Source organism: Bacillus sp. OTU530 (assembly GCF_038440375.1).
This window is the reverse complement of record NZ_JASATP010000020.1, coordinates 11,819-36,978: the sequence shown is the minus strand read 5'-3', so window position 1 is coordinate 36,978 and position 25,160 is coordinate 11,819. Positions and strand designations below refer to the sequence as shown.

At 36.4% G+C, this 25,160-nt stretch carries 33 protein-coding genes and 2 pseudogenes; 3 read left to right on the top strand and 32 right to left on the bottom strand.

Annotation, left to right across the window (positions count from 1 at the left end; all coding sequences use genetic code 11):
• Positions 1-136: 136 nt before the first annotated feature.
• From AAHB12_RS16045 to AAHB12_RS16025, 5 genes and pseudogenes are all read right to left on the bottom strand, one after another.
• Positions 137-352 (bottom strand): annotated as a pseudogene (locus tag AAHB12_RS16045) (ATP-binding protein); the annotation flags it as partial.
• 837 nt (positions 353-1,189) lie between these two features.
• The gene (locus tag AAHB12_RS16040; protein ID WP_129726459.1) at positions 1,190-1,558 is read right to left on the bottom strand and encodes a hypothetical protein; all 369 of its coding nucleotides are present in this window, start codon (positions 1,556-1,558) and stop codon (positions 1,190-1,192) included.
• Positions 1,559-1,881: 323 nt separating this feature from the next.
• Positions 1,882-2,223: pseudogene (locus AAHB12_RS16035) on the bottom strand (SbcC/MukB-like Walker B domain-containing protein); the annotation flags it as partial.
• Between the two features lie 231 nt (positions 2,224-2,454).
• Positions 2,455-3,276 (bottom strand): hypothetical protein, encoded by an 822-nt coding sequence (locus AAHB12_RS16030; protein ID WP_342046013.1) that lies wholly within the window; start codon positions 3,274-3,276, stop codon positions 2,455-2,457.
• Positions 3,277-3,385: 109 nt separating this feature from the next.
• On the bottom strand, positions 3,386-3,682 hold the full coding sequence (locus tag AAHB12_RS16025; protein ID WP_342046012.1) for a hypothetical protein: 297 nt from the start codon (positions 3,680-3,682) through the stop codon (positions 3,386-3,388).
• A gap of 79 nt (positions 3,683-3,761) precedes the next feature.
• Here AAHB12_RS16025 and AAHB12_RS16020 point away from each other — a divergent pair, with 79 nt between their 5' ends.
• Positions 3,762-4,067 (top strand): helix-turn-helix domain-containing protein, encoded by a 306-nt coding sequence (locus AAHB12_RS16020; RefSeq protein WP_342046011.1) that lies wholly within the window; start codon positions 3,762-3,764, stop codon positions 4,065-4,067.
• A gap of 173 nt (positions 4,068-4,240) precedes the next feature.
• Here the strand turns inward: AAHB12_RS16020 and AAHB12_RS16015 are convergent, their stop codons facing one another.
• The 3 genes from AAHB12_RS16015 to AAHB12_RS16005 all read right to left on the bottom strand — a co-directional run bounded on the left by AAHB12_RS16015 (position 4,241) and on the right by AAHB12_RS16005 (position 5,234).
• A complete protein-coding gene (locus tag AAHB12_RS16015; protein ID WP_342046010.1) occupies positions 4,241-4,417 on the bottom strand; it encodes a hypothetical protein in 177 nt (58 codons plus the stop codon).
• A 57-nt stretch (positions 4,418-4,474) separates the two neighbouring features.
• On the bottom strand, positions 4,475-4,612 hold the full coding sequence (locus AAHB12_RS16010; RefSeq protein ID WP_342046009.1) for a hypothetical protein: 138 nt from the start codon (positions 4,610-4,612) through the stop codon (positions 4,475-4,477).
• A 79-nt stretch (positions 4,613-4,691) separates the two neighbouring features.
• Positions 4,692-5,234 (bottom strand): hypothetical protein, encoded by a 543-nt coding sequence (locus AAHB12_RS16005; protein ID WP_342046008.1) that lies wholly within the window; start codon positions 5,232-5,234, stop codon positions 4,692-4,694.
• A 934-nt stretch (positions 5,235-6,168) separates the two neighbouring features.
• On the opposite strand from AAHB12_RS16005, the gene AAHB12_RS16000 reads away from it, so the two are divergent.
• Both AAHB12_RS16000 and AAHB12_RS15995 read left to right on the top strand, forming a co-directional pair.
• A complete protein-coding gene (locus tag AAHB12_RS16000) occupies positions 6,169-7,311 on the top strand; it encodes a serine hydrolase domain-containing protein (RefSeq protein WP_342046007.1) in 1,143 nt (380 codons plus the stop codon).
• Positions 7,312-7,504: 193 nt separating this feature from the next.
• Positions 7,505-8,512 (top strand): hypothetical protein, encoded by a 1,008-nt coding sequence (locus AAHB12_RS15995; protein WP_342046006.1) that lies wholly within the window; start codon positions 7,505-7,507, stop codon positions 8,510-8,512.
• Between the two features lie 81 nt (positions 8,513-8,593).
• On the opposite strand, the gene AAHB12_RS15990 is transcribed toward AAHB12_RS15995, so the two are convergent.
• The 24 genes from AAHB12_RS15990 to AAHB12_RS15870 all read right to left on the bottom strand — a co-directional run bounded on the left by AAHB12_RS15990 (position 8,594) and on the right by AAHB12_RS15870 (position 25,153).
• On the bottom strand, positions 8,594-8,722 hold the full coding sequence (locus AAHB12_RS15990) for a hypothetical protein (RefSeq protein ID WP_342046005.1): 129 nt from the start codon (positions 8,720-8,722) through the stop codon (positions 8,594-8,596).
• A 158-nt stretch (positions 8,723-8,880) separates the two neighbouring features.
• Positions 8,881-9,795: a hypothetical protein gene (locus AAHB12_RS15985; RefSeq protein WP_342046004.1), complete on the bottom strand. Its 915-nt coding sequence runs from the start codon at positions 9,793-9,795 to the stop codon at positions 8,881-8,883.
• Between the two features lie 180 nt (positions 9,796-9,975).
• Positions 9,976-10,572 carry a hypothetical protein gene (locus AAHB12_RS15980; RefSeq protein ID WP_342046003.1) on the bottom strand — a complete coding sequence of 199 codons (597 nt, stop codon included), beginning with the start codon at positions 10,570-10,572 and terminating at the stop codon, positions 9,976-9,978.
• A 174-nt stretch (positions 10,573-10,746) separates the two neighbouring features.
• Positions 10,747-11,403 carry a M15 family metallopeptidase gene (locus tag AAHB12_RS31830; protein ID WP_446715571.1) on the bottom strand — a complete coding sequence of 219 codons (657 nt, stop codon included), beginning with the start codon at positions 11,401-11,403 and terminating at the stop codon, positions 10,747-10,749.
• Entirely contained in the window at positions 11,403-11,621 is a 219-nt protein-coding gene (locus AAHB12_RS15965) for a hypothetical protein (protein WP_342046002.1), read from the bottom strand. Before AAHB12_RS15965 ends, AAHB12_RS31830 begins: the two co-directional genes overlap by 1 nt.
• Before the next feature lie 11 nt (positions 11,622-11,632).
• Positions 11,633-11,917, bottom strand: a complete 285-nt coding sequence (locus AAHB12_RS15960) for a hypothetical protein (protein WP_342046001.1) — start codon at positions 11,915-11,917, stop codon at positions 11,633-11,635.
• Positions 11,918-12,091: 174 nt separating this feature from the next.
• On the bottom strand, positions 12,092-12,961 hold the full coding sequence (locus AAHB12_RS15955) for an AlbA family DNA-binding domain-containing protein (RefSeq protein WP_342046000.1): 870 nt from the start codon (positions 12,959-12,961) through the stop codon (positions 12,092-12,094).
• Positions 12,962-13,059: 98 nt separating this feature from the next.
• Entirely contained in the window at positions 13,060-13,239 is a 180-nt protein-coding gene (locus tag AAHB12_RS15950; protein ID WP_342045999.1) for a hypothetical protein, read from the bottom strand.
• A gap of 107 nt (positions 13,240-13,346) precedes the next feature.
• Complete coding sequence (locus tag AAHB12_RS15945; protein ID WP_342045998.1) at positions 13,347-14,549, bottom strand: hypothetical protein; 1,203 nt, start codon at positions 14,547-14,549, stop codon at positions 13,347-13,349.
• Positions 14,549-15,016, bottom strand: coding sequence for a hypothetical protein (locus tag AAHB12_RS15940; RefSeq protein WP_342045997.1), 468 nt, complete (start codon positions 15,014-15,016; stop codon positions 14,549-14,551). The genes AAHB12_RS15945 and AAHB12_RS15940 overlap by 1 nt, the downstream gene beginning before the upstream one ends.
• A gap of 1 nt (position 15,017) precedes the next feature.
• Positions 15,018-15,503, bottom strand: coding sequence for a hypothetical protein (locus AAHB12_RS15935; protein ID WP_342045996.1), 486 nt, complete (start codon positions 15,501-15,503; stop codon positions 15,018-15,020).
• A 12-nt stretch (positions 15,504-15,515) separates the two neighbouring features.
• On the bottom strand, positions 15,516-15,926 hold the full coding sequence (locus AAHB12_RS15930; protein WP_342045995.1) for a hypothetical protein: 411 nt from the start codon (positions 15,924-15,926) through the stop codon (positions 15,516-15,518).
• Positions 15,927-15,958: 32 nt separating this feature from the next.
• The gene (locus tag AAHB12_RS15925; RefSeq protein ID WP_342045994.1) at positions 15,959-16,144 is read right to left on the bottom strand and encodes a hypothetical protein; all 186 of its coding nucleotides are present in this window, start codon (positions 16,142-16,144) and stop codon (positions 15,959-15,961) included.
• A gap of 4 nt (positions 16,145-16,148) precedes the next feature.
• Complete coding sequence (locus AAHB12_RS15920; RefSeq protein WP_342045993.1) at positions 16,149-17,774, bottom strand: phage tail protein; 1,626 nt, start codon at positions 17,772-17,774, stop codon at positions 16,149-16,151.
• Positions 17,775-17,786: 12 nt separating this feature from the next.
• Positions 17,787-18,605: a phage tail family protein gene (locus AAHB12_RS15915; protein WP_342045992.1), complete on the bottom strand. Its 819-nt coding sequence runs from the start codon at positions 18,603-18,605 to the stop codon at positions 17,787-17,789.
• On the bottom strand, positions 18,602-20,227 hold the full coding sequence (locus AAHB12_RS15910; RefSeq protein ID WP_342045991.1) for a hypothetical protein: 1,626 nt from the start codon (positions 20,225-20,227) through the stop codon (positions 18,602-18,604). Before AAHB12_RS15910 ends, AAHB12_RS15915 begins: the two co-directional genes overlap by 4 nt.
• Positions 20,228-20,463: 236 nt before the next feature.
• Positions 20,464-21,402, bottom strand: coding sequence for an HNH endonuclease (locus AAHB12_RS15905; protein WP_342045990.1), 939 nt, complete (start codon positions 21,400-21,402; stop codon positions 20,464-20,466).
• A 152-nt stretch (positions 21,403-21,554) separates the two neighbouring features.
• Entirely contained in the window at positions 21,555-22,898 is a 1,344-nt protein-coding gene (locus tag AAHB12_RS15900; protein ID WP_342045989.1) for a phage tail tape measure protein, read from the bottom strand.
• Complete coding sequence (locus tag AAHB12_RS15895; RefSeq protein WP_342045988.1) at positions 22,895-23,077, bottom strand: hypothetical protein; 183 nt, start codon at positions 23,075-23,077, stop codon at positions 22,895-22,897. The genes AAHB12_RS15900 and AAHB12_RS15895 overlap by 4 nt, the downstream gene beginning before the upstream one ends.
• 98 nt (positions 23,078-23,175) lie before the next feature.
• Positions 23,176-23,571 (bottom strand): hypothetical protein, encoded by a 396-nt coding sequence (locus AAHB12_RS15890; RefSeq protein ID WP_342045987.1) that lies wholly within the window; start codon positions 23,569-23,571, stop codon positions 23,176-23,178.
• Between the two features lie 55 nt (positions 23,572-23,626).
• The gene (locus AAHB12_RS15885; protein WP_342045986.1) at positions 23,627-24,031 is read right to left on the bottom strand and encodes a phage major tail protein, TP901-1 family; all 405 of its coding nucleotides are present in this window, start codon (positions 24,029-24,031) and stop codon (positions 23,627-23,629) included.
• Positions 24,031-24,435, bottom strand: coding sequence for a DUF3168 domain-containing protein (locus AAHB12_RS15880; RefSeq protein WP_342045985.1), 405 nt, complete (start codon positions 24,433-24,435; stop codon positions 24,031-24,033). The genes AAHB12_RS15885 and AAHB12_RS15880 overlap by 1 nt, the downstream gene beginning before the upstream one ends.
• On the bottom strand, positions 24,435-24,833 hold the full coding sequence (locus AAHB12_RS15875; protein ID WP_342045984.1) for an HK97-gp10 family putative phage morphogenesis protein: 399 nt from the start codon (positions 24,831-24,833) through the stop codon (positions 24,435-24,437). The genes AAHB12_RS15880 and AAHB12_RS15875 overlap by 1 nt, the downstream gene beginning before the upstream one ends.
• Positions 24,833-25,153, bottom strand: coding sequence for a phage head closure protein (locus AAHB12_RS15870; protein WP_342045983.1), 321 nt, complete (start codon positions 25,151-25,153; stop codon positions 24,833-24,835). The genes AAHB12_RS15875 and AAHB12_RS15870 overlap by 1 nt, the downstream gene beginning before the upstream one ends.
• Between the last annotated feature and the right edge of the window lie 7 nt (positions 25,154-25,160).

The window sequence follows — 25,160 nt, the reverse complement described above, 5'->3', positions numbered from 1 at the left end:
GATTCAAACATAAGATTACAAGGAGTTTCGCAATAAGTAAATAGTAACGTTACATATACATACGGTTTATAATTAAAAGTCTTTTCTTTCATGTATATAACAAACCTTGTTCGGCTACAGATACAATGTCTGAATTCTAATTCTCCCTTATAGAATTCATTCCTTCTATTGGCAGATGTATCGTAACCGTCGTTCCCTTTTCTACCTCACTGTCAACTTCTATTCTCCCTTTATGCTCTTCAATAATTTTAAAGCATACCATAAGACCTAAACCTGTACCTTTTTCTTTATTTGAGTAAAATGGTTCCCCAAGACGACTCAATTTTTCCTTTGTAATACCGCAGCCCTCGTCCTTCACTATCTTGTTATAAAGAAAACTCGCCGATTGGCAAACCCTGCCCTTGGGCGAAGACAGAGGCGTAGTTGCACTTATACTGTATTCCTAAAATTTCTCGCTATGTCGAATGCTCTTCTAGCTAGAAATTTATACTTTCTTACAGTGTAAAGAAAACTCGTCGATTGGCGAACCCTGTTCTCGGGCGAAGACAGAGGCGTAGTTGCACTTATACTTTGTTCCTAAAATTCCTCACTGCGTCGAATGAACTTCTAGCTGGGAATTTATACTTTCTTAAAGCGTAAAAAAGTAAGGTGCTTTTCTTAAATACTGTCTATGAAATAACATCAATCATTAAATATAAAAAGGCTGTACTCTCTTTCAGCATACCTTATCCTTCTGCCAATCTCTAGTGTAACATTGAAAAACAAGTTATATATTGATATATGAAACGACAAGAAATTATCAGTCTGGAATAGAGTATTTTGAGTTGATTGTGTGTATGCGTATTGCTGAAATTAGGTTTGACGGCAGGATTCATCGATGAGCTCCAGAGAAGCACTACTCCTGAGTAATCAGTTAGAAATGATTTGTAAACTCATTCCTCATTTAATATTTCTTGCCTACCAAATAGTAATTGATTTTATTGATTTGTTTCCTTTTAATAATATCCATTCTAGGGATAAGCGGTTACGTAAGTCAGTATGATTATACTTGTATAACAAATCGTGTCCGGCTGCAGCCATCCTTCTGCTTCGTTACTTCCAAAACAGCTAGAAGCGCATGTTTTAACTCTTGCACGTGGGAGATTACACCAATCAGACGACCCGACTTTTGTAAGCCTTATTCACTTAATTAATACTGAATATCATTAGAATTCTCCTTATTTCTCAACGTCCTAAATGCTACACATCCAGAAATAATCTGTAGTAATGATGGGATGAACATAACGAACATAGACAAAATCAATAATATCGTACCAATTACAATCATAATGATTCCATAAACAACATTGTTGATTCTGTTGACAAAGCAACTTAAAACTATTGAGGCAGATTGCATTATAAAATACACAAAAATTAGAATTAGCACACCAAATTGAGTATCGGCATCATTTGAATAAATGTACGGGTCAAATATAAGCATTAAGAATAAGAATCCCGTTATAAGTAATCCTAAAATTCCACCAATCAATCCAGTAACAAGTTCAGCAGTTCTTTTCATAAGATGCACTCCCTTTGATGTGTTATGGAGTTGTATAAAGTATTCACACTAGTGTATTTTGAATTGATTATATGTATGCGTATTGCTAAAGCATTAGAAATGCATATGGAGGATATATGGATAGATGAAGAAAACCCTGCCAACTAATGGCAAGGTTCATCTTATTTCTAATTAAAAAACAAAACATAGACAAAAGAAGGATTCATTTACAAGATGGATAAAGTTTTTTATTCGTTATTCATCGAACATTACGAATTCCCAGGAGTAGTAAATATCTTATTAAACTGTTGTGCGGTCTAGTTGTGTACCTCTGTTGCATATGACTATACCTGTATCACAAACCGTGTTCGACTACAGCCATCCAGCTGTTTTGTTACTTCCAAAACAGCTGGAAGCGCATGTTTTAACTCTTGCACGTGGGAAATTACACCAATCAGACGACCCGACTTTTGTAAGTCTATTAGCGTGTCGATTGCCTTTACAAGCGATTCTTCATCAAGAGATCCGAAGCCCTCATCAATAAACATCGTTTCGATGGAAATGCCTCCCTCATAAGATTGAATCACATCTGCCATCCCGAGCGCCAGACAAAGAGATGCGTTAAACTTTTCGCCGCCAGATAGTGTTTTTACATCGCGCGTTTGTCCGGTATACGCATCATACACGGAGGGCTTGATTTTAAAGGGTTTCGGGGCACTCAAAAGTAGCTTTAGTGACCTAAAATGTGACCAATTTTGTGACCAATAAAACAGCGTTACTAAAGCAATTATAAGCATTTTGTGATCATTTTTGTGACCGCAAAATAAGGTTATTGGAGTTGTCTAAGGTTTCCATATACCCTTTTGACATGCCACTTCTGAGGTAAAATTCAGCAGTGGTATTTTTTATTTCACGACTCAAGCACAACTATTCTCCATTTCCCATATATCCTCGAAATATCGCTCCTCAAACTTCTTCTGCATAATCCCATAGAAATATCCCTTGTAATCACCTCTAATAGCATTTATTTTAAGCCCTCTCACCATTTGTTTCAGGCTTTGGATACCCGTATCAACCTTCACATCAATATCATGCTCATACGCATTTTTGTAAGCACAAACCTCTACACGTTGCCACAATGATTCAATTGTCTTAGCGTTGTTCCAAAAGCATTTAGCTAAGTCCACAAATTGTTTAGGCACTCGATCAGAAACAAATTCAGCATTTAGTTCTGCATGTTCTAAATTTCCTGATTTATTGTGAACAGGAACGTCCTCTTTACGTTTATTAATATTTTGGTTGTTAGTTTTAGAAAGATGTCTAGTTTCTGCTCCTTCAATTTTCTCTGCATTCTGTACGTCAGAGTGAATAGAATGAGGATTTTCCTTTACTGGATAAGGTTGAAACACGTATACATTATGAGTTTGTTTCCCTTTTAAAAAAGTGTTATGAATCGTGACCATACCACACTTCTTTGCCTTCCGAAGCATACGCTCAAATGATGATCTAGAAATGCCTACGTCATCTTTATGGGTTGCAGCTACAATTGTCTGGATTTTAGCGTTGCATACACCAGCTACTTTTGCACAGAATCGAATAAGACGTTTTAAAGCCACTAATTCAGACTTTGTAAACTCTGTTTTTATATCTGTCATCCACATTTCAATATGGTCATTGAAATTTTTAAGGTCACGGAATTGTGAAAACTCTTCAAACTGTTCAATATGTCCCGGCTTCATTTTGATATCCTCCCTTCCCTGAATTTGAGCATAGTTAAAGAAAGGTACATCTTTATTGATTTTTCAAAGATGTACCCTAAACTTGTGATAATCCACTATGTAGTATTAATTAATCCTCTTCTGAGAACACGCTTGTTTCCACGCTGCTAAATTCTACATTGGCATCATGAACATTAGGTGTAATCACTTTGCCACCAGCCATAACTAACGTGAGCATTGCATGTGTAATGAAGCCGTCATCTAGTTCTAACATAACTTTCTCCATTGCATTCTCATGATCTTTAGCGTGTACCTTGATTGAAATTGGCAATGTAATATCCGCATATACTTCGAATTCCTTACCTAGCTCCACCAAATGTAAGTTGTAGACAGAACCTCTGTTTCTAACGGATTTAGTTTTCTCCATTCCAACCTCTCCCTTATATTTATTTTTACAGAAGTAACCTTTAACTTTCTAAAGATATAATACACTTTCGCTAACACACATGTCAATACCATATTTTTATTTTTCTAAAGATATAGTATACTTTTCTAAAGGTTTTACTTATATAATCTATATAGAAAGTGAGGTTGGTGTTTTGATCTCTTATGCCCCGTTAATGGCTACTCTTCATAAAAAAAAGATGTCAAAAACTGATCTACAAAAGTTAATTAATGTTTCCTCTGCTACAATCGCTAAAATCAGCAAAGATGAGTTTATATCAATGAAGGTTATTGATGATATCTGTGAAACATTGAATTGTAGTATTGAAGATGTAATAGTCCATATACAGCAACAAAAAGACCACTAAGAACATTAATCCTAGTGGTCTTTTATTATTTATTGCATTTATATTATGAGGTTTTGAACAACTTGTTTATAACACCTTCTAAATAAAAGAATATTTGATACTTATAGAATGAAAATGAAAAATAAAAAGACCATACACATCTGTGATGATCTTCTTAAATTTATTTAAATAAATTATATGATATTATCTTGTTTATTGTTGTTCCTCCGTTCCATTTCTTTCTCCTCTGCCAAATCTCTTTTAATATCCTCGATGATCATAAATTTAACAATATTTCTTAATCTCTGATAATTGGCTGAATTAGAAGATGGTTTAATTATAAATTCAGTTGGTTTGTTTACTTTAGTCATTACTATTTCCTCCCGTTTCAATTTAACTCTTTGCTAAAAAGAAAGTGGTACTATACCTCAACTAAAGATTATTTTTTTGACGATTTCTTTAAATTCATCACTATTCAATAGATCTTCAAAAGTTGGAACTTCACCAGTCTTAGGATCAGGTTCAGCAGGTTCCACTTTAATCTTATACTCAATGTTGTTTTTCACAGATACCCCTCCCTTTAGAAATATCTTAAGTAGTAACATCTTAAATTTCTATTAAATAAATTATATGATATTTCATTATTTATACATTATTGTTCATTCGTTCTGCTTCTTCTTTTAGTTCTTTCTTCCTTGCTCTAATTGATTCAATAACCTTTTCTAGACGTTCCTCATGATTTTCAAGTTCCTTACCTACAAAGTTCCTAAGCACTACGTCCCAAACAAACTGTAATAGTTCTTTGTCCCGATCAACATTAAAGAGTTGTAGCAGCTTCATGTACTCTGCTTTAACGAGACGATCATAAAATACGTTTTGTACATGGAGAGCAAAAAGTTCCTGTACTTCAGTAAACGACATACCCTTGCTACACGGATATATTAAATCTGTACGCCAAATACGATCGCTTGAATAAGATTTCTTTGATTCAACCCACGCAGTTTTCTCTTCGTCATAATAGATCTCAATTAGTTCATCTTCCCTTTCTAGTCCCATTCTATCTGCCTTCATTAATATTTGTTTCTCTGTTTTATTAGGCAATCTTTTTAAAAGCTGTTCCCATTCTTCATTAGCAAAATATTCTTTTAAAATTTCCTCCTCAGGTTTTTTCCAAGGTTTCCTTGCCATGATATATCCTCCTTAAATAAATATGGTACACAGGCATTGTATAACATGAGTTTTAAATTGTCAAAATATTCTGTTTTTTATAAATAAATTATATGATAAGTACAGAAATTAGACTTTAATCACCCGAATTTTAAACACACATAGCGCCAATATCTCTCCTCAGGTACAATTTTTAAGCGCGAAACCGATTTATACTAGTCATATAGGGTATTTATCTAATTAATAATGACATTTATAGAGGTTGTAATAGCATGGTAATTCTTTAACTGTCTTTAAATTATCGTCTTTAATAAACATACATTAATTTATAAATGACATAAATAGAGTCTAAATACACAAAACAAAGAAGAAAGAAATACACGTCCCCGTATATCGTTTCCTTTTTTGTTTTTATAAACTATGATAGGCATCAACTTTTCTTTCTGTACTTTAAACTCTTCCTCACATAAGATACCTTGTTCTACTAAATCGTTTAATTTTATCAATTCATCAACTACGGAGGGAAGAGAATTACTTGCAGTCTTAGCTTTCTCATCCTCTTTATCAATTTTCTCAATAATTAACGTATTTTACACATCGGTAAGAGAAATTAAAAATATGTCAAAGATTTTGTTCATGCAATAAAAAAATAACTATAGACATTTACTAACTGACTATGCCTTGATTTATAATTCTTTAGTTTATTTTATGTTGGAACATGCAACTCCTCTCTAAAAGAGCATAAGGATCACCTTAGTTTAGAAGCTACAACATAGCTTATCTTACTTATTTTCTAGAACTTCCACTATCCTTTGTCACTCAAAATATTTAATAAACGTTATGAGGGCAATATTTTTTATATTATAATCATTTATGTACATCCAAAGTAAAAAATTATAATTAAGATTATCCCCATATAAAAGATACAAATAAGTTGCAAAGGGAGAAAACGCTCATGAACAAAATAGTCAGTATTTCAGGTGCCATATTTGTATTAGTAGTAGCCACTTTGTGTTTTTTTATTAAATTCCCTAGTTATCTCACATATTCCAAAAATAAAGGCAATATTATAAGTGCAGCTGGTGTGGCTGACGACATTAAACCGCCAGCTGAGAGGAAAAAGGAACTTACACAAAAAATTGATGAATATTTGCAAAGTCAAAAATTTAATGGTACCGCTCTTGTTATTCAGAATGGTGATACGATACTTGATAAAGGATATGGTTATGCAGACTTTACGAAAAAAATTCAAAATACAGCACAAACAAAGTATTATATTGGCTCTATTACAAAAACGGTCGTAGCCGTATCCATTTTGCAACTTCAGGAACAAAAAAAGCTAGATATTTATGATAATGTTCACAAGTACCTTCCCTCTTTCCCAGAAGATAAAAATATTTCTTTGTTTGAATTGTTGACTCACACATCAGGAATAAAGGGGGATAATTCTAGTGAGAAATCTTTTAAGCCAAGTTCTATTTCGGATTTAGTGAAATGGATTGGGGAGCAGAATCTCGCATTTCCTCCATCGACAGATTGGTTATATAGTGATAAGAATTATATTATTTTAGCTTCAATTGTGGAAAAGCTATCGGGTGAATCATTAAAGCAATACGTAACAAAACACATTTTCACCCCTGCTGGAATGACTAATTCTGGGATTTTAACAAATGAAAAAGATGTTCTAAATATCTCCAAAGGATATGTAAGAACAGAAAAGGGACTTGTTTCGATGGGTGCTCCTTTAGACCTTTGGGCATATGGATGCGGAAACATGTATTCGACGACGCATGATATGTATAAGTTAAACAAAGCTATTATTACCAGAAAATTGTTATCCCCACAAAGTATTGCACTTATGTTTACACCTGTTAAACACACGTATGGAATGGGCTACTATATTATCCCCGAACGTTATTATAATGCAGGAGTAATCTCAGGAATGCTTTCACTGAATACCTTTAATTGGAATAAAAAAATGTTTGTCATTCTTTTGTCAAATACTAGACATGATAATACAAAGATAGATTATGACCTAGGTCATAAAATAATCAATATAGTTAATCCTCCCGAACAGAAAAACGGAGGTCGAACGTAAATGTGATTTACAGCAACCAACATAAACACTTGCCTCCTCCCTTCTTTTTCGGGGAAATGAGAACTACGTCAAAGGGGGTGCAGAAATGTAACTCCCCTTTTTTTTGTTATCTCTAGTAAAATATCAAAAACATGTAAAATTTACCTTTTTATTCTGTTATACTTAATATCACAATATATAAGGGGGAATTCGAGTGAGTTTTGATATTATCGGGATGCAACAAATACAACAAGCAGAAACTGCCACTGGAAAGAGATTAGTTTTAAAACGGCAGTTCTCTAGACTAGATATTGGGTTGGCAGTAGCTGCAATTTTATTATTTCTTCCCACTCTTACAATATCCTTTTGGTTATTTTTCATTTATTTAGCTATCAAAGAAGGTGTTGCAAAAACTTATTTAGTTAAAAATGTTGTGACCGGTGAAAAATTTAGAGTCACAAAACAAGAATTTAAGCAGTATAAGAAACAGCAAAAAAATAAGGAGAAAGAAGTTAAAAGTATTACCAATCAACCTGTTATTGAGACTGTTACGAATATAACAACTAAATCTGAAGTTACTAAAAATCCTATTACTAATGTTCGCGAAGATGTGAAAGAAGAAATCATCACTCAAGAGAGCGCACCAGTGAGTAAAGAAGAATCGCAAGTCAATTCAGAAGCTTTAGTGCAAAAAAGAAAAGCCCCTGTTCTAGTTTCTGAAACATCTTATTCTCGAACTTACGAGGAAGAGAATGCATATGTTGAGTATATTGATTTTTACATAGCGGGTACTGCATTTAGACAAAAAGAAATCAAGAAAGCAATCAAGTTGGAGCAAGAGGGCGGAATATCTTTTGATGAGCAATATCAAGGAATGACAAATAAAGAGATTCTAGAAGAGACCTTTGACCAGCGCATTTTCCAATACGATAATACTGATACCTTCTCTGAGTGTTCTTTGCAACCTGAACCAGAAAACGAACATGATCCACAAGCCATTGCTGTGTATATCTATGGCTTACATGTTGGATACGTACCCCAGCAGAATTTTAAAAGAGGCAAGGCATATATCTTAAATAAAATTTCAAACGAAGAAAACCTTTACCTCGATGTCAGCTTAAAAGGCGGTAAGTATAAGATTAATGTATATGACGAAAAGATTGAAACTGGTGAGACGGATTATAAATTAGAAGGACATATTGTTATTAGAACTAACAAATAAAAATTACATAATAACATGAAAAAACCGCTTCCTTTTATCAGAGGCGGTTTTTTCATGTTATGCAATGTTTATTTCAATGAATTAGCAGCCCGGATTCGGGTCTGGATCACCTAAAGTTGAGACTATTCCACAACCCGGATCTGGATCTGGGTCGCCTGAAACAGAAATTATTCCACCACCGGGATTTGGATCACCTGCAAAATGTAACATAGTATCGCCCCCCTAAAGTTTGGATAACCTTATTTTACCAAACAAGAAAGAGATTCACTAGTAAAAATTGTGATTCATCTCCAAATATGCACCAGCTTTATGCCTTATTTAAATGTAAAGTAGATTATCTGTGTGAGACACAAGAAGAAAACTAAACATTAGAATTCAACCTTATAAACAATACCTGAGTTTGGATAAACACCATACCAACCATACGTTGCAGTGTGCCCAATACCTTCCTTAGGATCATCCACTACAACTTGGTATGCGTGTATAATGTAATTTCCTTCATCTGAATCATGATCATATTCTACAAATACATTTGGATTATCTGGTAAATTTAAATATTTTCTTACATTTTCTTCAGCTTGCTGTTTTGTAATATTCCCTGTACCACTAGAAGTATTATTGTTCTCTTCGTTATTACTCTGCGCTACCTTTTTTGCTTCTTCTGCCTTCTTTGCTTCTTCTGCCTTCTTTGCCTCCTCCGCTGCTTTTTGCGCTGCTTCTTGTTGTTTTCTTTGCTCTTCTTCAAATTTAGTTTTTTCTGTTTTTAAGCTTTCCATTGTTTGGTTTACTTTTTGATTTTCTTCTTGTAAAGATTCATCTTTAGTAGTTTCTTGCTGCAAAGTGTTTAATGCTGTTTCGGCTTCCGCAAATGACTTATTTGTAATGAGTTCTTGGATTCTAACAAGTTCTTTTCCAATCTTATCCGTATTCTCTTTGTATTGAATAAGTTCTTGTTTTCTCTCTTTTGCATCACGAACAACAACAGATGAACCATTCTTTACTTCGTATGCCCTTTCGTATGTAGCAATAGCTTCATCTACCTTTTTTTGTTTAGAAAGTTCCAAGGCTTTCACCATCATACTTGCTTGTTTATGTAGAACTTGTATTTTACTATCTTTCTTTTCTTCTAATGCTAGTTCAAAAGATGCCACTGCCTTAGAATAATCTTCATCAATTAAAGCAAGTTTCCCCTTCTCCACAGCCTTATCGAATGTCTCATTACTACAACTCGATAAAACAAATACCATACAAATAAAAAATAAAACCCCACACACCTTTTTCAATAACCATAACCTCCCATTTTTTCACTATATAACAATTATAGCAATTTGAAACTCTAGATTCACGACAAAAAAACTAAATATTACATGATAAAGATAATATTTATAGAATATTAATGTTTTCAAACGTATTTAAAACCGCCCCGAAATGGAGCGGTTTTTTATTTAGGAAACCTAAAATTATTAATCTTGAATAGTTACTAAGGTTCCAGTTTCATCAAAATAAAGATACCTGTATCCAGCATAAACCCATTGTTCAGAAACACCATTAGCAGTTGTTGTACGATTTATTTTGTTTGGTTGACCCCATCCTTCTGTTAAAACTTCTTCTTTAGTCATACCAATTGAAACAGGTTGGGGATTCCAAGTTCTAGTTTGTGTATCTACTGTTTTTTGTTGCACTGCTGCTAATTCTAAATCCCGTACATAAGAATTTAATTCATCAATTGATGTGAACGTCTTGATTTCTTTTACAACATTTGCTTCATAAAAAAGAACAAGATAACCATCTTTAGCCTTCCAGATGTCCCCAGATAATTTATATCCATCACTGATTTCACGCAAGTGTTTTGAGTTTTCCTTTAACTTATCCTCTGCTTTATGAATGTCTTCCATTCCCATTCCAACTTTAACGAGAGGAGTAATTTCAGAAAGAGTAGCAAGCTTTTTCGGAGTCTCAGTCTCCCCTTGAACTGAGGCATTAGAATTAGATGTTTGATTGAAGCTGCATCCAACAGCAAAGATAGATAAGAATACTAAGAGTAAAAAGAAATTCTTCATTCATTTCCCTCCTTTATTATGCGGCAGTTAAATTTTACCACAACAAAAGGAGGGTCTGACTGTTTTTCCTGATATTTAAATTTATTAGATTGCTATGACAATATTATTAAAGAAGTACTATAAGAATATATAAGAATAGAAGAACCCCTCCTCCGTATGAAGTAGCTTTTTACTTTAACGAACCAACTCTAAGTATTTTCCATCATTTCCGAATACCCACGCTTCTTCCACACCGTCAATAAGAACCCTGTGCCAATCATGTACATTGGCGGTTACGTTATACATTCTACCTTTTACCGCTTTACCAATTGAAGGGTATTGAGTACCAGTACCCGTACGAATATTAAGCCCATCAACTTTTACACGAACAACCCCAATAATACCATTAGGTAATGTCTGTTTAGGTTCAGGTGTAGGAGAATCTAAAACCTTATCTGTGCCATACCCTCGATAATTATATTGTAAATGGGGGCTATCAATGAAACCACTCCAGAATAGTCCTGATTCAAAGCCAATAGATTGTGCATAGCGAATGGCAGAAATGAACGGTTCCTTCTTATAGGCTGAACTTTCCCAAACATCTTTACCATTAATAATAGGTACGAAGTCTAAAGCCTGACCTACTAAATGGTATGATTTCATTGTCTGAGAAGCACCTTTTGTAACGTTTTCTCTTTGCTTCTCAATTGTACGGATTGTTTCATAAATCAAAATATCAATCTCATGATCAATACACCACTGATACCACTTATAAGCAGCCGCTTTTGTATTTGGTGCAAGTTTATCTAAGTTTTCTCTATTCCGCTTGTCATATGTCATTGTAAAAGTCATTATTCAGTACCTTCTTTCATGTTGTCTGTAGAAGGGTAATTAGTCCAAATACCAAGTGCTGCACCAACAGTATAAACTGCATCTTGAATTTGTCCAAGTTGACCTTCTAAATCTGCATACCCTAAACTTTTTAACACTAAACCAATCAAAGAGAAGATAGCTACAATTGTTTTCCAGTTGCGAAGGCGTTTAATAATTTCTTTTTTTGTAAGTTTCATTGCAATTCCTCTTATTTGAAATACGAAACAAACAGAGCCAATATAGCAACCCCGATACCTGCCCATGATGCAACTTGTGCTGCACTTGCTCGTTTGTCGTTCTTCAATTCTTTTAATTCTTCTCTTGTCTCTTGAATATCTTGGTCACGACTACGGAACATTTCGTTTACTTCCAGCCGTGTAGGAAAGTTCTGAGTAAATGATGATATTTGAGTTTTTAATTCAATAACTAATGTTGTTAAGTTCTCTATCTGCGTCTCTAACTTCGCAAGACGCTCGTAGTCCTTTTGATCCATAATGAACCCTCCTCTCTATAAAAGAAAAAGAGCGCTACAATAAGCTCTCTCGGATAGACCTATTTATGACAAAACAAAAAGAGAGCCTTAGGGATAGCTCTCTTTAATGATATGTGGTGATAACCGTTCTAGCCATTACTGGCTTACTGATTAAAGTACCCATTAGCAAATTTATTATAATTCAGATAACAATTCTAATGTGTTATGGCAAAGCTCTAGTATTTCCTCTGCTCTCCCTCTAATATCAAGATTGTGCGCTCGAACAATTTCACTTCTATTGGTAATTGGTATAACCATTTTTGAGTGAAACATTTCGATTTGCGTATTCGCGACTCTACATTTTTTTCGAAGAATTGACAATTGAGATAACAAATCTACACTATCAGCTAAAATCGTATAGGTATCACTCAATACTGATTCCAAAACACTTAATTCATACTTGCTGAGTGAATAATGTGTTCCTATTTGTTCCTCAGGCATTATCATACTTGATGCATCACTTTGTATGTTATAAAGTTCAGCCTTCAACAGTTGAAGCTTAAGCTTTTTCTCATAGTATCCTAAGTAAGAAGTTCTAATTTCCTCTGGACTCATACCTTCATCACCCTTATTTGTTCGCTTGGCAAAAAACCATCCTGACTCAACATCCCCATAACAATGTGGAGCGTTCCAACTTTTAGGAATGTGTATGACATGAATTACATTTCCGTTTTCTAATTCAATTGCTGGATTCTTAAATTGCCAATCGACCATTGGGCGACAACGATTAGGATAGTTGCCAAAATGTTCAGGGAAATCCACATCTTTCGGTATTCCAACTAAACGCTCATCAACTTCACCTCTATCTGAAATCCCGAAAACTAGAAATCCGCCAGAACTGTTCGCAAAAGCACAGCATGCCTTACTCAATCGTTTTTTCCCTGCTTCTTCCCTAGGATGAGGGAGCATTTCTTTAAAATCAAAATATTCCGTTTCTCGATATCCCTTTATTAGTAGTTCTTTTATTACATCAATGCTCCATTCGTCTAAACTTTTAGGAATCACATTTTATCCCCTCTCAAACGTAACTTATTATTACTATACCATTGAGAGGTTTTTTGTACTATAATCAAAACCATTTAGTCTGTTAACAAATAACACCCTTATACTTCATACTCACCATTTTCTATTAAACGATTTAAGGCATCTCTTATATCTTTAGCACATTCAAAACACAGTATTGTTTCAGCTATTTTATAAAGTCCCTCTTCCTCTTTAAAACTACGATAACAATGTCGACAAAAACCATCGTAATCAATTCTCCATACTTTCAGTTCGTCCAATAAAGTCACCTACCCTTGAACAACGCTCTCTTACTTTTGTATTTATGATAAGTTTATCCATATTATCAGTCAATTTTCAAAATAAAAAGGAACCTCGATTGAGATTCCTAAATGAACTTAGGTAAACTAGCCTGGAATAAATACAACTCAGTTGCTCCGCCATTATTCTTTTGAAGACGACCAAATATACGTCGCTGTGGATCAGCTGCATGTGGGCCGAGGATATTATAAAATCCTTCGTAGTTACCGCCTGTAGTTTCCATGCGCCAGATTTCATACCAATCTGTACCGTTTTCCGAAGCGTAAAGGAGTGCACCGCCTTCCCCGTTGCCTCCGTTTCTACACCACGGTACAAGAGTTGCTTTCAATGTATCAGAGTCGACTTTTGAGTACTTATTTGCAAAGAATTTAAATACGTCGCTACCGTCTAACAGTTTCAAGTTAACAATGTCAGCCTCTAAAATAGGCGCTCGTGTTTGCCCTGAAGGACGCTTCCAGTAACGGAACCCATCAGGCTTTCCATCGGTACAAAATACAACACCATGAGCATAAGAGATGATTTGCGTGTATTGGAAGAAGCTAGCGTTTGTTGCCGCAACTTTAGTCCAAGTACTCCCCATATCATCGGAATAATAGAGGTTAGCATTTCCGTTGTCTCCAGTTGCGATAAGGATTCTACCACTATACGGATCATACTCAGCGTCATGAATGTGATTGTTTGAACCGACATCCGTAACTGTTCCGTATGTGAAAATCTTTTTCCAAGTCGCACCGCTATCAGATGACATATATACTTCTTTCCCGCCAGTTCCATATGCGGTCATAAGAACAATTTCACCACACACTCTAAAACCCATTTGATAAGAAGTAAAGCCAGTGGTAAATGTGAACGCTATTGCGAAATTTTGTTGGTTCACATCCGAAACATAAACTTCCCCCTGCCCGTTTGCTAATTGGTGACAAACTACTACTCTTCCACTCTCTGTCACAAATACTGCTTCAATACGGTTGTAGTTATTGGTGATAGTAAACAGAGTTGTTGTCGTTTCCCAATAATCCGTACTTTTCACAACTGCCGCACTTTGATTTCCGTACATGTGACCTGTTTTTTGATCCATGTATTTTGGAAACTTTCCATTTGTCACAAGGGTTAAATTCGGATTTACCCGTGCAGGAGTGGGATATTTGGGAGTCTGCGCTACAGTTGCATTTAAAGTGTTTGCAACCTCAACTTGTAATTGCCCATTTGCATTTTGCTTTATTACTTTCCCTGAATCTCCAATTACACGAAACCAGTTTTTGTTAAACATTATCGCTTCACCCCAAACACAATGACTGAAACTGCACCTAATGTTGGGGCAGCTCCATTCGATTTAACTGAAAATCGCACTAATTTATAAGATATATCAAAAAGGCCACCAACCGTGTTTAAAAGATATGGCTTTTTGTTTGAATCAGGTGGAATAATGAGACTATCAGCATCTTTCCATTGGACACCATCAAAAATTCGCGGTGTGGCTGCGGAGACATCATTCTCAACAGCGGGCTGAATCGTAACTTTTATATCCTGATCTGTGTTATTAATCACCCAATAATAAACTTCTGCATATTGCGAGAGGTCAGTAATAGCACTTGTTACCGACGCTGTATCCCGAATAGAAACAGCATTGATGAGTAGTAACTTGTCCATGCTATTAATCTTGTACATTTCTAAACGTCCGTCAGTAGCTTGTGCTAATTTCTTCGCTTTGTTCCCCAATACGTACAACCAATTCATGTTATTGACCTCCCAAGGCTTGGACATTAACAACGCCAGTGGTTGGCGCAACGTCCGCTTTTATAGAGAATTTAACTTCTCTTAAAGGCATGTTGAGTATGTCCAAGTATGAATTTAGAGAAAAGTATTTTCCTAATGTATTAGATGGAATAGTAATTGTATTGCTCTCGACAAAGCTTTCTCCATCCCATTCAAAGAAACTTTTTGCCCCATCACCTGCGTAAAGCTGTAGAAGTGGCGTAACTTTTACAGGTTGATCAGTTGCATTGGACACAAGGAACAATGTTCTTTTGTAGGGTGACAAGTCAATAACTCCACTTGAAATTGGGTTTGTGTCCGCGATTGATTGATTCCTAAAAATTGAAATCAACTCATTTTTCGCTGTTGTTTTAACATTACCGGGATTCCCTACTGTAAATAAAGGGTTCCCAGTATCGTCAATCGGTTTTGTTTTAAAGAATGGGTTAAGAATATTGAACCCTGGCATAATCATCTCTCCTTATAGAATTGTTGTTACGGAAGATTTATATCGTCCGCTTTCATACGTTAAATCCTCTTCGATGGTTCTTCCTCCACCTGTTCGAGTAATCCTAGTGCATACATCGTTCGTATAGGTGTAGGTTGTAACGTATTGCGTCCCGTGTTCATCTGTCTCTGTTTCTGTCTCGACTTGACCACTTGCATTATAAGTGACAGAGCCGCTTGTCATTACAGCAACCTTTTCTGACGTGACAGATCCAGGCGCTAACTTTTCTGTTGTCACACTTCCCGGTGTGGGTGTCCCTACTTGTTCCTCAAGTGTGGTAACCCGTTCTTCCAATCCACCAATTTCAGTTTCGTGCTCAGTGAAGTTATCATTGCTATCGTTTAGGAAAGCACGATTTAACTCTGTGCCGAGTGTCTTTACCATGAAATTACCCTCCTTTCCAAATAAAAAAAGAGCTACACTAATGTAAGCTCTCGATTTATTACGCGATATCGCGGTATATTTGTAAATACTTCTTCTGTGTTGGCATTAGCCAAGTAGAAAAAGTATTCATACTGCTTTGTTGGTATCACTCGTTCACCGACTAAACTCTCAATAATTCCCCCGTTTTCGTCTACATTACAAAAGAACAATGCACCCATACTATCACCCTTCCTGCTCTATAAAGCGAACATTCCCATATACATAATAAGTATCTACGCTTCCATATTGCCGCCAATAAATTGTCTTCAAATTACCTGTTGGAACACCTAAATCAATTAGAATATCCTTTTTGTATCCTTGGTTTGTACTGTGCCTTGTCTCTGTAACAGTGGAAGATGAAATTACTGTTTCAACACCACTTTCATCTTCTTCAATAACATCGAATGTGATATAGCCAGTAATTCCACCATCAACAAACATATCGACAACTACATGGACGTATCTACTATCGTGCTTCAACGTGTAGCGGTCAACGTTCTCAAATCGACTTGTCGATAATGTGCGATACCAAGAACCGAATTTCTCAACGCCAGTTGTCTGGAAAGCAGGATTACTGGATTGTATCGCAAGTCCATGTTGCAACTTTCCACCAATAATTGTTGCATAACCATCGTCACGCTCCACTCTCACAAGACCTTTATGGATATCTAAACCGCCAGCTCCAATGTGAACAAAGGCATTTGGATCATCCTCACTGATGTACCAATCACCTGTATTATCTGAATAGTGATTGCTATTGCGGTACAATTTCTTGATACTAAGTTGCAGATTCCCGTTTTCGTCTAACAAATCCTTCACATTCTTTTGTACCTGTGCAAAGTTTGTCATGACCGAGGTAATACCTTTTCGGAGCAAATGAAGGTTGCTCAGTTCTACAATAGGGGATTTTTCTTTATTGAGTGGATAATCTGTTATTTCAATAATTCGTATCTTCACTTGTAAATCAATCGGATCAATGAGTGCAAATACATAATCCCCAACATCATAGTTATGTACCGGTAATCCATTCTCATAAAGCTGTACAATATCGGTTTTTAACCGCAGTTCTGGTACATCAATAAGAGAATCCTTACAGGCTTGTAGTAACGTCTCAACAGTTGTATATCTTTCATCCCGAAGCGGCTTGGCATGTTTCTCACCGTATAGATCAGCAGTGGTAGAACGGTATGTTGTGGTAATACCATCTTTTCCATAACCTTTGATAATGGTAGAAAGGTTTTTCGTATCCACTTCATACTCATACGACTTGATATTGTGTTTCCATCTAAACTGTGCATCTGTTTCTGTACCGATTGCTGTTTTGAAATACACTTGCTTATTCACATTATCTATTTCAAACTCAACCTTATAGCGGTCAAGGAGTGTTTGCAGTAAGGATAAACAATTATCATCGCCCCAATTCTCAAACTCTGTCGCTACTGTCGCGGTTTGGTTTACCCATTCCCACGAGGTAGGAGCAAATACATGATTAAGAGCTTGTACAAAGTTTGTATAGCCGTTTATTTTGTCATACTGCCATGCATTAATCATGTCATCTAAGAAGATATGTACGCAATCGACTTGTTTACGACCTGTTCTTGATTTCCTTACCGACTTGATTTTATACTCATCGGAACCAATCATAACAACCGCTTCTTCTTCACATAGAGGATAAGAATGACTATTCCTCTCTGTATCAATAGCACTAAAATAAAGGGTGTTATCACCATTCACACGCCTTTTTCGCTCTGGGGGTGTATAGTCTGTTAACATTTCCTCTTGTCCGTTAAGACTCTTAATAATCAGCATCTATACACCTCCTCACAAGTAGTAATAGCGAAATAAAAATGAAATAGAAAAAGCGCCTGAAGCGCCTGTGATTTCAAAGTTATTCCAACCCGGTTTTAAGGTGATTAATTGATAATTTGTATCTTTAAAGATACTGCCATTGTTTTTTAGTGACTTCACACCATCTAATTTAACTGTATCTCCACTCACTGTAGTTCCTGTATACTGCCATTCTTCATTGGTAGTAGTATTTTTAATTTTGAGTGTACTAGAAGTTCCTGTAAACGTAATTGTCAGAGGTAGTTCCCTTGGATTTACAGTTACATTTCCAGCGTTATAAACACGAAAAGATGAACTATCAAACGTGTACTTCTGTGATTCTTCATCCACTAACAACCCTTGCCCGATTTGCCAAAGCTCACTGTCAAAGGTGAAATCATCCTGCGTTGTACCAACTGACTCAGCAAATGGCATAAAGGCAACAAACTCCACATCAAAGAAGCCATGTTTGTATGTCTGTTCTACACTAAATGAACTATTCCCCTTTACTTTCCATCGTTTTCCGGGATTTCGACTATCAATAAGGTAAAAGGCTTCTTCACTGTGGAATATTGCAAACACCTCATCACGAAATAATGCATAATCCTCTGAATTAACAGCTTTCAAGTAAAAAGAACATGAAATAGTACGAGTTCCAATAGTTGTCATGGTACTAATCTCACCATGTTGTCCCTCTATCTTTTCCGTCACATGCTCATAAGAAGGAGAAGAAGGATTGAAATCCCGTGTCATTATGCCGAGTTGTGCCAAGTCATATGTTGTACCGTCTAATCTTACAACTGTTGTATTCATTCCTTCCCTCCTCTCATGTAGTTTTGTAACGTAAAATTCTTACCCTGCATTGTATCAATATGTGGTGTAGTTGCTCTTGCTATTTCGTATCCATCCATTAGGATTACATTTTCAATTACTACATTTTGTTGAGCTGACTGTTCTGTTTTACCGTTGTTAGGCATCTCACTGGCAATGGCTTCAGCAAATGGAGTCATTCTGTGTCCTTGTAACGGAACGATTGCTTCGGGACCCTTCTCGCCTAATCCGACAACTGAGGGACCCGTAAAAACACCACCGGTTGCAAACCAATCGAATCCTATTTGAGGTAGAGCACCTGAGACAGCATCAATAGTACGGGATATCCATTTGAATTGAGGTATCTTAGGGAGAATAAACTTACCAAAAACCCATTCCATAGCTTCGACTGCTTTTCCAGCTTCACTTGCTTTTGATGTAACCTCGTCATGCATATCCCCTGCTTTTTGAACAGCATCGGTTTTCATATCCTCGAATTTCGATTTAACTTGACCTGTTTCCCAATCAACCTTTGATGCATGTTCTCCTGCTTGTTTCTTTGCCAAATCAACAACCTCAGTATAAGTGCCGTTAGCTTCTTGTGTTGCTTTTGTACGAGCTTCTTCAGCACTTTGAATAACTTGCGCTGCTTCATCGGCAGAAAGGGTTCCACGTTCATCTCTTTGATAAATAGCATTTGCCACAACTTGCTCATATTGTGCTTGTGCAGCTGCTATTGTGTCATCACGTTGCTTTGCTGCATTTTGTGCAACTGTAGCAGCTTGTTGAGCTGTAATAACTCCAGCGTTGTTCTTTAAATCCTCAAGAAGTACCTTTTGTTGAGAGACACTTACAGCAATTGCATCAACCATTTGCTGGTTCATTTCGTTAGTTAACTGAAGGATTTGTGTCTTTTCAGCTTCTGTCAAAGCACGTTTTTCATTAGATGCAGTCGTTAAGATTTCCTGTATTTTCGCTTCTCGCTCTTGGATGGATTGCGTTTGCTTTGCATTTCCTTCGACAATCTTTTGGAGTATGGTTGCTTCTTGATGGTCTGTTAGAGTGAAGGTAGTCGCAAACATGGTTTGCATCATAGATAGCTCTTTATTATTTTTATCTTGTAGGTTTGTTAATATGGCACTATTCATTTGACTGTACATGCCCTTGATTTTCTCAGTGTTTTCTGAAGTTAACGCAGTTTGATTGATGAACATGGTTTGTATAGCCAATGTCGCACCGTTTGAAAGCTCTGTGTAGCTGTTCAATGCTTTTTGTTGGCTTTCGGATAAGGTAGCACTCCAAGCTTTTACTTCGAGCGAGGATTCCGTGAATAATCCTTTTATATTCCCTATCACAGCCATAAACTTTGAAAAACCATTACCAGGATCTGCTTTACTCATTGCATTCCAAAAGTCAGCACTATCCTTCTTCATGAACAGCATATTTTGAGCAAATTGCCCTAAAGCATCGGATGATTCCCGTTTAAAAACTTCCCATTTTGCAGTTAGGTTGTCTTGAAGAGCATCACCAACTTTCTTTGTTGCTCCTTCAAAATCACCGAGTTTATCTTCAGATGTACCCATTGCCGCAATAACATCTTTTTCAAGGTCTTCCCATTGTGTCAATCTTGTTATCGTAAAGGCTTTTTATCCTCTACTTCCGAGGCTTTCGCCGCATGATAGTACGTTAATTCGTACCCGGTTCAGCATACATTTTCAATCATAAAAAATGATTGTCGTTCACTCGTGGGAGTATTTTATTCTGCTGGGCAGTTTCAACTCCTATGCGTTACGGTGAGCCACACCTTTTAAAGTGTGCTTTACCACGGTATCGACATATAAATTACAATATAAAAAGAGCACTAGGCTAAGTGCTCTTTTTTCATAAATTCTAAAAATTGTTGTTTTGTATTATTTCCAAGTCCATATATTTTGTGAAATTTAGTATGGCAATCATTACAAAGAGTAACGCCATTGTTTACATCCGTTCGTTTTTCTTTACACCAATTATAACCATCTAAGTGATGTGCGTGTAAATTTCCACCTTTATTATCTCCACAACATTGACAGGTATAGTTATCTCTTTTAAAAACCATTTCTCTCCAAGTACCGTACCCCTCAAGCAAGCGACCTATTTCTCTTTCTTCATCTGTTTTATTTGGGTTGTAATTTGGATTTTCTCTACCAAACCTGTGAACTCCAAACATTGGATTGTTTTCACCACTAAAATCAAGTTCTCCTTTAACAATTGGACTATTAGGCAACAAAATATGCTTCGTATGGCATTCACTACAAACCTTCGAATCCCTTTTTCCACTTTTATACTCTTTTCCGCATATTTCGCAATTATGTTCGTACCGATTGTTATTCAATTTATGTTCACATGGTTTACAGTAGCTGAATGGTTTATATTTCCTTATATTTGTAAGAAAACGAGTGTTAAATTCCGTCAATAACTTTTCCTCTTTGCATTTTGCACAGAATTTATAGCCATCCTTTGGATTTGGTGGAATTGGCGTTTTCCTTCTTTTAAGATTTTCACATTTTTGGCATCTATTCCTTACACCATCTGATTTCCCTTTATCTTTAACAAAAGCATCTAATGGTTTTTCTTCTTCACAGTCTGTACAGGATTTATAACCATCTTTTGGAGTAGGAAAAACTTTTGGTAAAGGTGTCTTTCGCCTTTTTTTATTTATGCATTCTTTACATGCAGAATTATAACCATCTTTTCTGCTTTTATTTATACAAAAAGCAGATATTTCTTTCTTCTCTTTACATTGGGTGCATATTTTTTGCATAACTTAGAAACCCTCCCATAGGTTTACCTTTTACAATAGCCTTTATGGAGGGAAATGCTTGGGAAAACACCTTTCAATAAGGCTCACGACTCCCTTATCCACCCTCTCGTGTATTATAACAAATTTAGAATTTATTGTAATTTACTTAGCCTTCACCGTTTTTGAACGATTTTACTTCGGCACAATTTTATCAATTTACCGAACAGGGAAACCCCTATTTGATTTGCTTTTACCTTATCTTCCATATTAGCTAGCTCATTGATTACCGTTTTGAAAACTTCTTCCCCTGTTTTCTTGCCTTTTAGGAAGTCATTCCAAACTTGTTGGGTTGCCTTGGAAAGCTGCCCGAATCCTTCAGCTGTTGTTTTTGATCCATCTTTCACGCGGATATTAAATTCTTTGACCGCATCACCGACTTTATCAAGGTTGAATGCCCCTGCTTCAGAACCAGCAATCAAGACATTAAACATGTCTTCTGCGCTCATACCCATCGCTTTAAATTGCGGTGCATACTCGTTGACGGTATCTAAAAATTCGCCTGAAAAATCCAATCCTTTTTGATATCCGGTTGTAAGAAGGTCAAAAGCTTCATCAGATGTAAGACCAAATGTTTTCATTAGCTGGTTTGCTGTTTTGGTGCTGTCTACTACGTCAGAGTCAAAGGTTTCTGCTAATGTCTCAGCATATTCTGTAACCTTTTGTATTTCCTCTTTAGGCATGTTACGCATGTTCACAGAAACAATAGAAAGGTCTTTTGCTACACTTTGCAAAGACTCCCCGAATCCGTCTTTATAAATGCCCTTTGCTGCTTCTGCGAGTTCTTCAGAATCTTGTTTTGTTGCACCTAAACGCGCTTCAATGGTTCCTGATGCTTGTTGTACTTGATCAGCAGACTTTAAAGCAGCAAGCCCAACCCCTGCAATGGCGAGTGCCACCCCTCCGATTATGCCACCTTTTCCTGCAAATTGACCTAACCCTTCGATATCCCCAAGCAAATCCGTAACAGCATCATTTACCCCTTCAAACTTATTTCCGGCTTCCTCGATGCCATTTGCATCCATGCCGCCTTCCATTTTAGTTTTGGTTTGGGTGATCTCTTCTTGTAAGTCCTGATAAGCGTTTTTGAGGTCTAGCACTCGCTCTCTTTGTTTCATCGCTTGTTTGGATGTTTCTCCATATGCTTGAACAAGACGTTCATAGATTTGTTCTTGCGTCCGTGCTGCGGATTCTAATTCTTTTGAAGCTTTCTCTTGCATTTCTAACTTTTTAGCAAGTGATTCCACACTATCTTCAGCTAAACCAGATTCCTTTCTCCACACTTCAAATTCTTTAGACAGGTTTTTCATACTATCATTTGCTGTTCGTGTAACTTCCTGACCAAGTTTTGTCATGTTACGTCCAAACTTATTAAGTTCTTTTTGACTTTCTTTCATGCCATCGTCAAAGTCAGAAAGATTAGCGCCAATTTTGACAAATAACTCAGCTACTTCACTCATCTTCTCTCCACCTCCTCACTAAACAGTTGTTCTAATGCTACAAGTTCTTTCTGTTTCTCCTCTGGAGATATCGTTTTAGCTTGCTGTTTGTCTTGTATCCCTGCAACATCTTTTATGCTTGGTATCTTCTTTAAACGTGGTGCAACCATTATCATGCGTGTATGATGTGCTTGTTTCATTTCTTTAACCTTCTGTCCCTCATATAAAAACTCTAATTGTCGAGGAGTTAATTTATATAGGTCTGCTGGAAGAATTCCCATTGTGAAAGCAAATGTTTCTAATTTGTCGAAGTCGATTTTTCCTTTTGTACGTTCGTTGCCTTCGTTTTTTTCGCTTTCTCCATGATTTGCTGCATTTCTTCCAGCATCCGCTTTAAAAAATGACTTTCCTCAATTGTTGCGTTAATTAAATCACGTAACGAAAATATCCCAAGTTCACCTTTATCTATCGAATTTGCAATCATTCCCGTTACATCTTTTAATGTGACTGTTTTATACTTTGCTTCTTGAGTTAGACAGCAACAAACAAAGATTTCCGTAGCAACCAAATCAAGCGCAGATATACGTGTAATCAGTTCCCCAATATCTGTTTGAAACTCTTTTTGTAATCTCTTATAAGATTCATAGCCAAATTTTAAATCCATCGACTTATCGTCTAATGTGATATATGCCATACTTTCCCTCCTTAAATAGAAAAGAGCCGGACATAAATCCGACTCTCTTCATTCATTAGGCTGCTGTCTTTGTAGGAGCGCCTGTACCAGTTAATGTAATAGAATATGTTGCAGCATCATCATATGGAGCTTCAATTGGTAGACTTGTAATAAGTGCATTACCTTCGTATTTTGCTCCTGCCGCAGTCTCAAAACGAACTTTAACAATTGTTTTACTCATGAATGCATCTTCAAGTTCTACAAATGCCACATCATTTTCCACAAGTAAGCCATCACCTTCAATACTCCAGCTTGCAAAACCATAATCTAATTCAGACCATGTGCTATCTTTTGAAGTTGTATCAATCGTTTCTACATCACGATTAAACGTACCACCGCGCTGTCCTGCAACTTTCGTCCAAACTGGCGTTTCTGTTGTCCCAGTATTAACATAAATTAAAAAATTAACTCCTCTTGCCATTATAAGCCCTCCTTAATTTTAAAACGCATTCTAATTACACCGTGCTGTATTGTTCCGCTTGCTTCGTCAATAACATCCATGTAATCTGGACGTGTGAACGAAACAGAAAAACCACCTTCCAATGAAAGTGGATCTTGCAAACTTTGCAACACGATATCCATGATTTCTTTTACTTCCTTTTTACCCTTGTATTGCGACCAAATGTGAAGCGTGTGCGTGATCTCCTCACCATAAAAAGTTTTCGTTTCATCAGGAATAACAGTATCTTCTCCTAATCGCACGTAAGGAAATAGCGCATTTTCAGGCACATAGTCATACACACCTTTTACACGCAATTGTAATTCTACATCCTCTTTTAATCGCTGATATAAAGCTTTCTGTAGAGAAAACAAGGCTGTTCTCATCAAACATCACCCAATGCTTTTTTGATTTTCTGTAGGTATTCCGCACGATGTTGCTCGGCTGCTGGAGTCATAAACGGATGAGCAGGAAGTTCACGATTTGCCCATGTGTTATAGGCTCCAAACTCAATAAAGTGTGCCTTCCATCCAAGCGGTAAACGCGGGCCCACTGTCGAAGCAAGACCATCCTCAAAATAACGAGGTTTAATACTTTGTTTCGTGTCTCCTTCGTCAACAGAAACCCGTTGTTGTGCTGTTTTTTGTATATCTTTAGACGTTTCTTTGACTATTTCTTTTACTTCTTCCCGTTTTTCAATCTGATATAATGCGAGTTTACGAATAGCATTTTCTAGTTGCACCTTGTCCATATCAACATAGAAACCTTTATTTCCTTTCGCCACTATTTCACCTTCTCTCGGCAAGTCATCTCTAAAAAACGGTTTGACTCCTCAATATTAACAATGGAATCAATTGTAAATTCTCGATTATTATACATGATACGCATACTTGCATTCACATCTTCACGATAACGAATAGTGATACGGTGAGTAAGTTCAGTATTAATCTGTTGCGCTTGATATAGTTCCCGTCCTTGTAGTGGCTGGATAAGCGCCCATACACTGGAAGTATCCTGCCAACTCTCTTCCGAACCACCTGCACCATCATCTACTGTTGCTAGTTTCTGTAGTACAATACGTTTATTGAGTTTCCCCGGATTCATTCTGTTA

What these genes read in the sequence shown, in the direction of transcription:
- AAHB12_RS15905 (WP_342045990.1), bottom strand. Translation starts at nt 21,402, where the DNA reads ATGCAAAAAATATGCACCCAATGTAAAGAGAAGAAAGAAATATCTGCT.
- AAHB12_RS16000 (WP_342046007.1), top strand. Translation starts at nt 6,169, where the DNA reads ATGAACAAAATAGTCAGTATTTCAGGTGCCATATTTGTATTAGTAGTA.
- AAHB12_RS16030 (WP_342046013.1), bottom strand. Translation starts at nt 3,276, where the DNA reads ATGAAGCCGGGACATATTGAACAGTTTGAAGAGTTTTCACAATTCCGT.
- AAHB12_RS15900 (WP_342045989.1), bottom strand. Translation starts at nt 22,898, where the DNA reads ATGAGTGAAGTAGCTGAGTTATTTGTCAAAATTGGCGCTAATCTTTCT.
- AAHB12_RS15890 (WP_342045987.1), bottom strand. Translation starts at nt 23,571, where the DNA reads ATGGCATATATCACATTAGACGATAAGTCGATGGATTTAAAATTTGGC.
- AAHB12_RS16015 (WP_342046010.1), bottom strand. Translation starts at nt 4,417, where the DNA reads ATGACTAAAGTAAACAAACCAACTGAATTTATAATTAAACCATCTTCT.
- AAHB12_RS15915 (WP_342045992.1), bottom strand. Translation starts at nt 18,605, where the DNA reads ATGAATACAACAGTTGTAAGATTAGACGGTACAACATATGACTTGGCA.
- AAHB12_RS15885 (WP_342045986.1), bottom strand. Translation starts at nt 24,031, where the DNA reads ATGGCAAGAGGAGTTAATTTTTTAATTTATGTTAATACTGGGACAACA.
- AAHB12_RS15960 (WP_342046001.1), bottom strand. Translation starts at nt 11,917, where the DNA reads ATGGATCAAAAGGACTACGAGCGTCTTGCGAAGTTAGAGACGCAGATA.
- AAHB12_RS16020 (WP_342046011.1), top strand. Translation starts at nt 3,762, where the DNA reads ATGTCAATACCATATTTTTATTTTTCTAAAGATATAGTATACTTTTCT.
- AAHB12_RS15925 (WP_342045994.1), bottom strand. Translation starts at nt 16,144, where the DNA reads ATGGGTGCATTGTTCTTTTGTAATGTAGACGAAAACGGGGGAATTATT.
- AAHB12_RS15990 (WP_342046005.1), bottom strand. Translation starts at nt 8,722, where the DNA reads ATGTTACATTTTGCAGGTGATCCAAATCCCGGTGGTGGAATAATTTCT.
- AAHB12_RS15945 (WP_342045998.1), bottom strand. Translation starts at nt 14,549, where the DNA reads ATGTTTAACAAAAACTGGTTTCGTGTAATTGGAGATTCAGGGAAAGTA.
- AAHB12_RS15930 (WP_342045995.1), bottom strand. Translation starts at nt 15,926, where the DNA reads ATGGTAAAGACACTCGGCACAGAGTTAAATCGTGCTTTCCTAAACGAT.
- AAHB12_RS16040 (WP_129726459.1), bottom strand. Translation starts at nt 1,558, where the DNA reads ATGAAAAGAACTGCTGAACTTGTTACTGGATTGATTGGTGGAATTTTA.
- AAHB12_RS15940 (WP_342045997.1), bottom strand. Translation starts at nt 15,016, where the DNA reads ATGAATTGGTTGTACGTATTGGGGAACAAAGCGAAGAAATTAGCACAA.
- AAHB12_RS15880 (WP_342045985.1), bottom strand. Translation starts at nt 24,435, where the DNA reads ATGAGAACAGCCTTGTTTTCTCTACAGAAAGCTTTATATCAGCGATTA.
- AAHB12_RS15935 (WP_342045996.1), bottom strand. Translation starts at nt 15,503, where the DNA reads ATGCCAGGGTTCAATATTCTTAACCCATTCTTTAAAACAAAACCGATT.
- AAHB12_RS15870 (WP_342045983.1), bottom strand. Translation starts at nt 25,153, where the DNA reads ATGAATCCGGGGAAACTCAATAAACGTATTGTACTACAGAAACTAGCA.
- AAHB12_RS15965 (WP_342046002.1), bottom strand. Translation starts at nt 11,621, where the DNA reads ATGAAACTTACAAAAAAAGAAATTATTAAACGCCTTCGCAACTGGAAA.
- AAHB12_RS15895 (WP_342045988.1), bottom strand. Translation starts at nt 23,077, where the DNA reads ATGAAACAAGCACATCATACACGCATGATAATGGTTGCACCACGTTTA.
- AAHB12_RS16025 (WP_342046012.1), bottom strand. Translation starts at nt 3,682, where the DNA reads ATGGAGAAAACTAAATCCGTTAGAAACAGAGGTTCTGTCTACAACTTA.
- AAHB12_RS31830 (WP_446715571.1), bottom strand. Translation starts at nt 11,403, where the DNA reads ATGACTTTTACAATGACATATGACAAGCGGAATAGAGAAAACTTAGAT.
- AAHB12_RS16005 (WP_342046008.1), bottom strand. Translation starts at nt 5,234, where the DNA reads ATGGCAAGGAAACCTTGGAAAAAACCTGAGGAGGAAATTTTAAAAGAA.
- AAHB12_RS15920 (WP_342045993.1), bottom strand. Translation starts at nt 17,774, where the DNA reads ATGCTGATTATTAAGAGTCTTAACGGACAAGAGGAAATGTTAACAGAC.
- AAHB12_RS15980 (WP_342046003.1), bottom strand. Translation starts at nt 10,572, where the DNA reads ATGAAGAATTTCTTTTTACTCTTAGTATTCTTATCTATCTTTGCTGTT.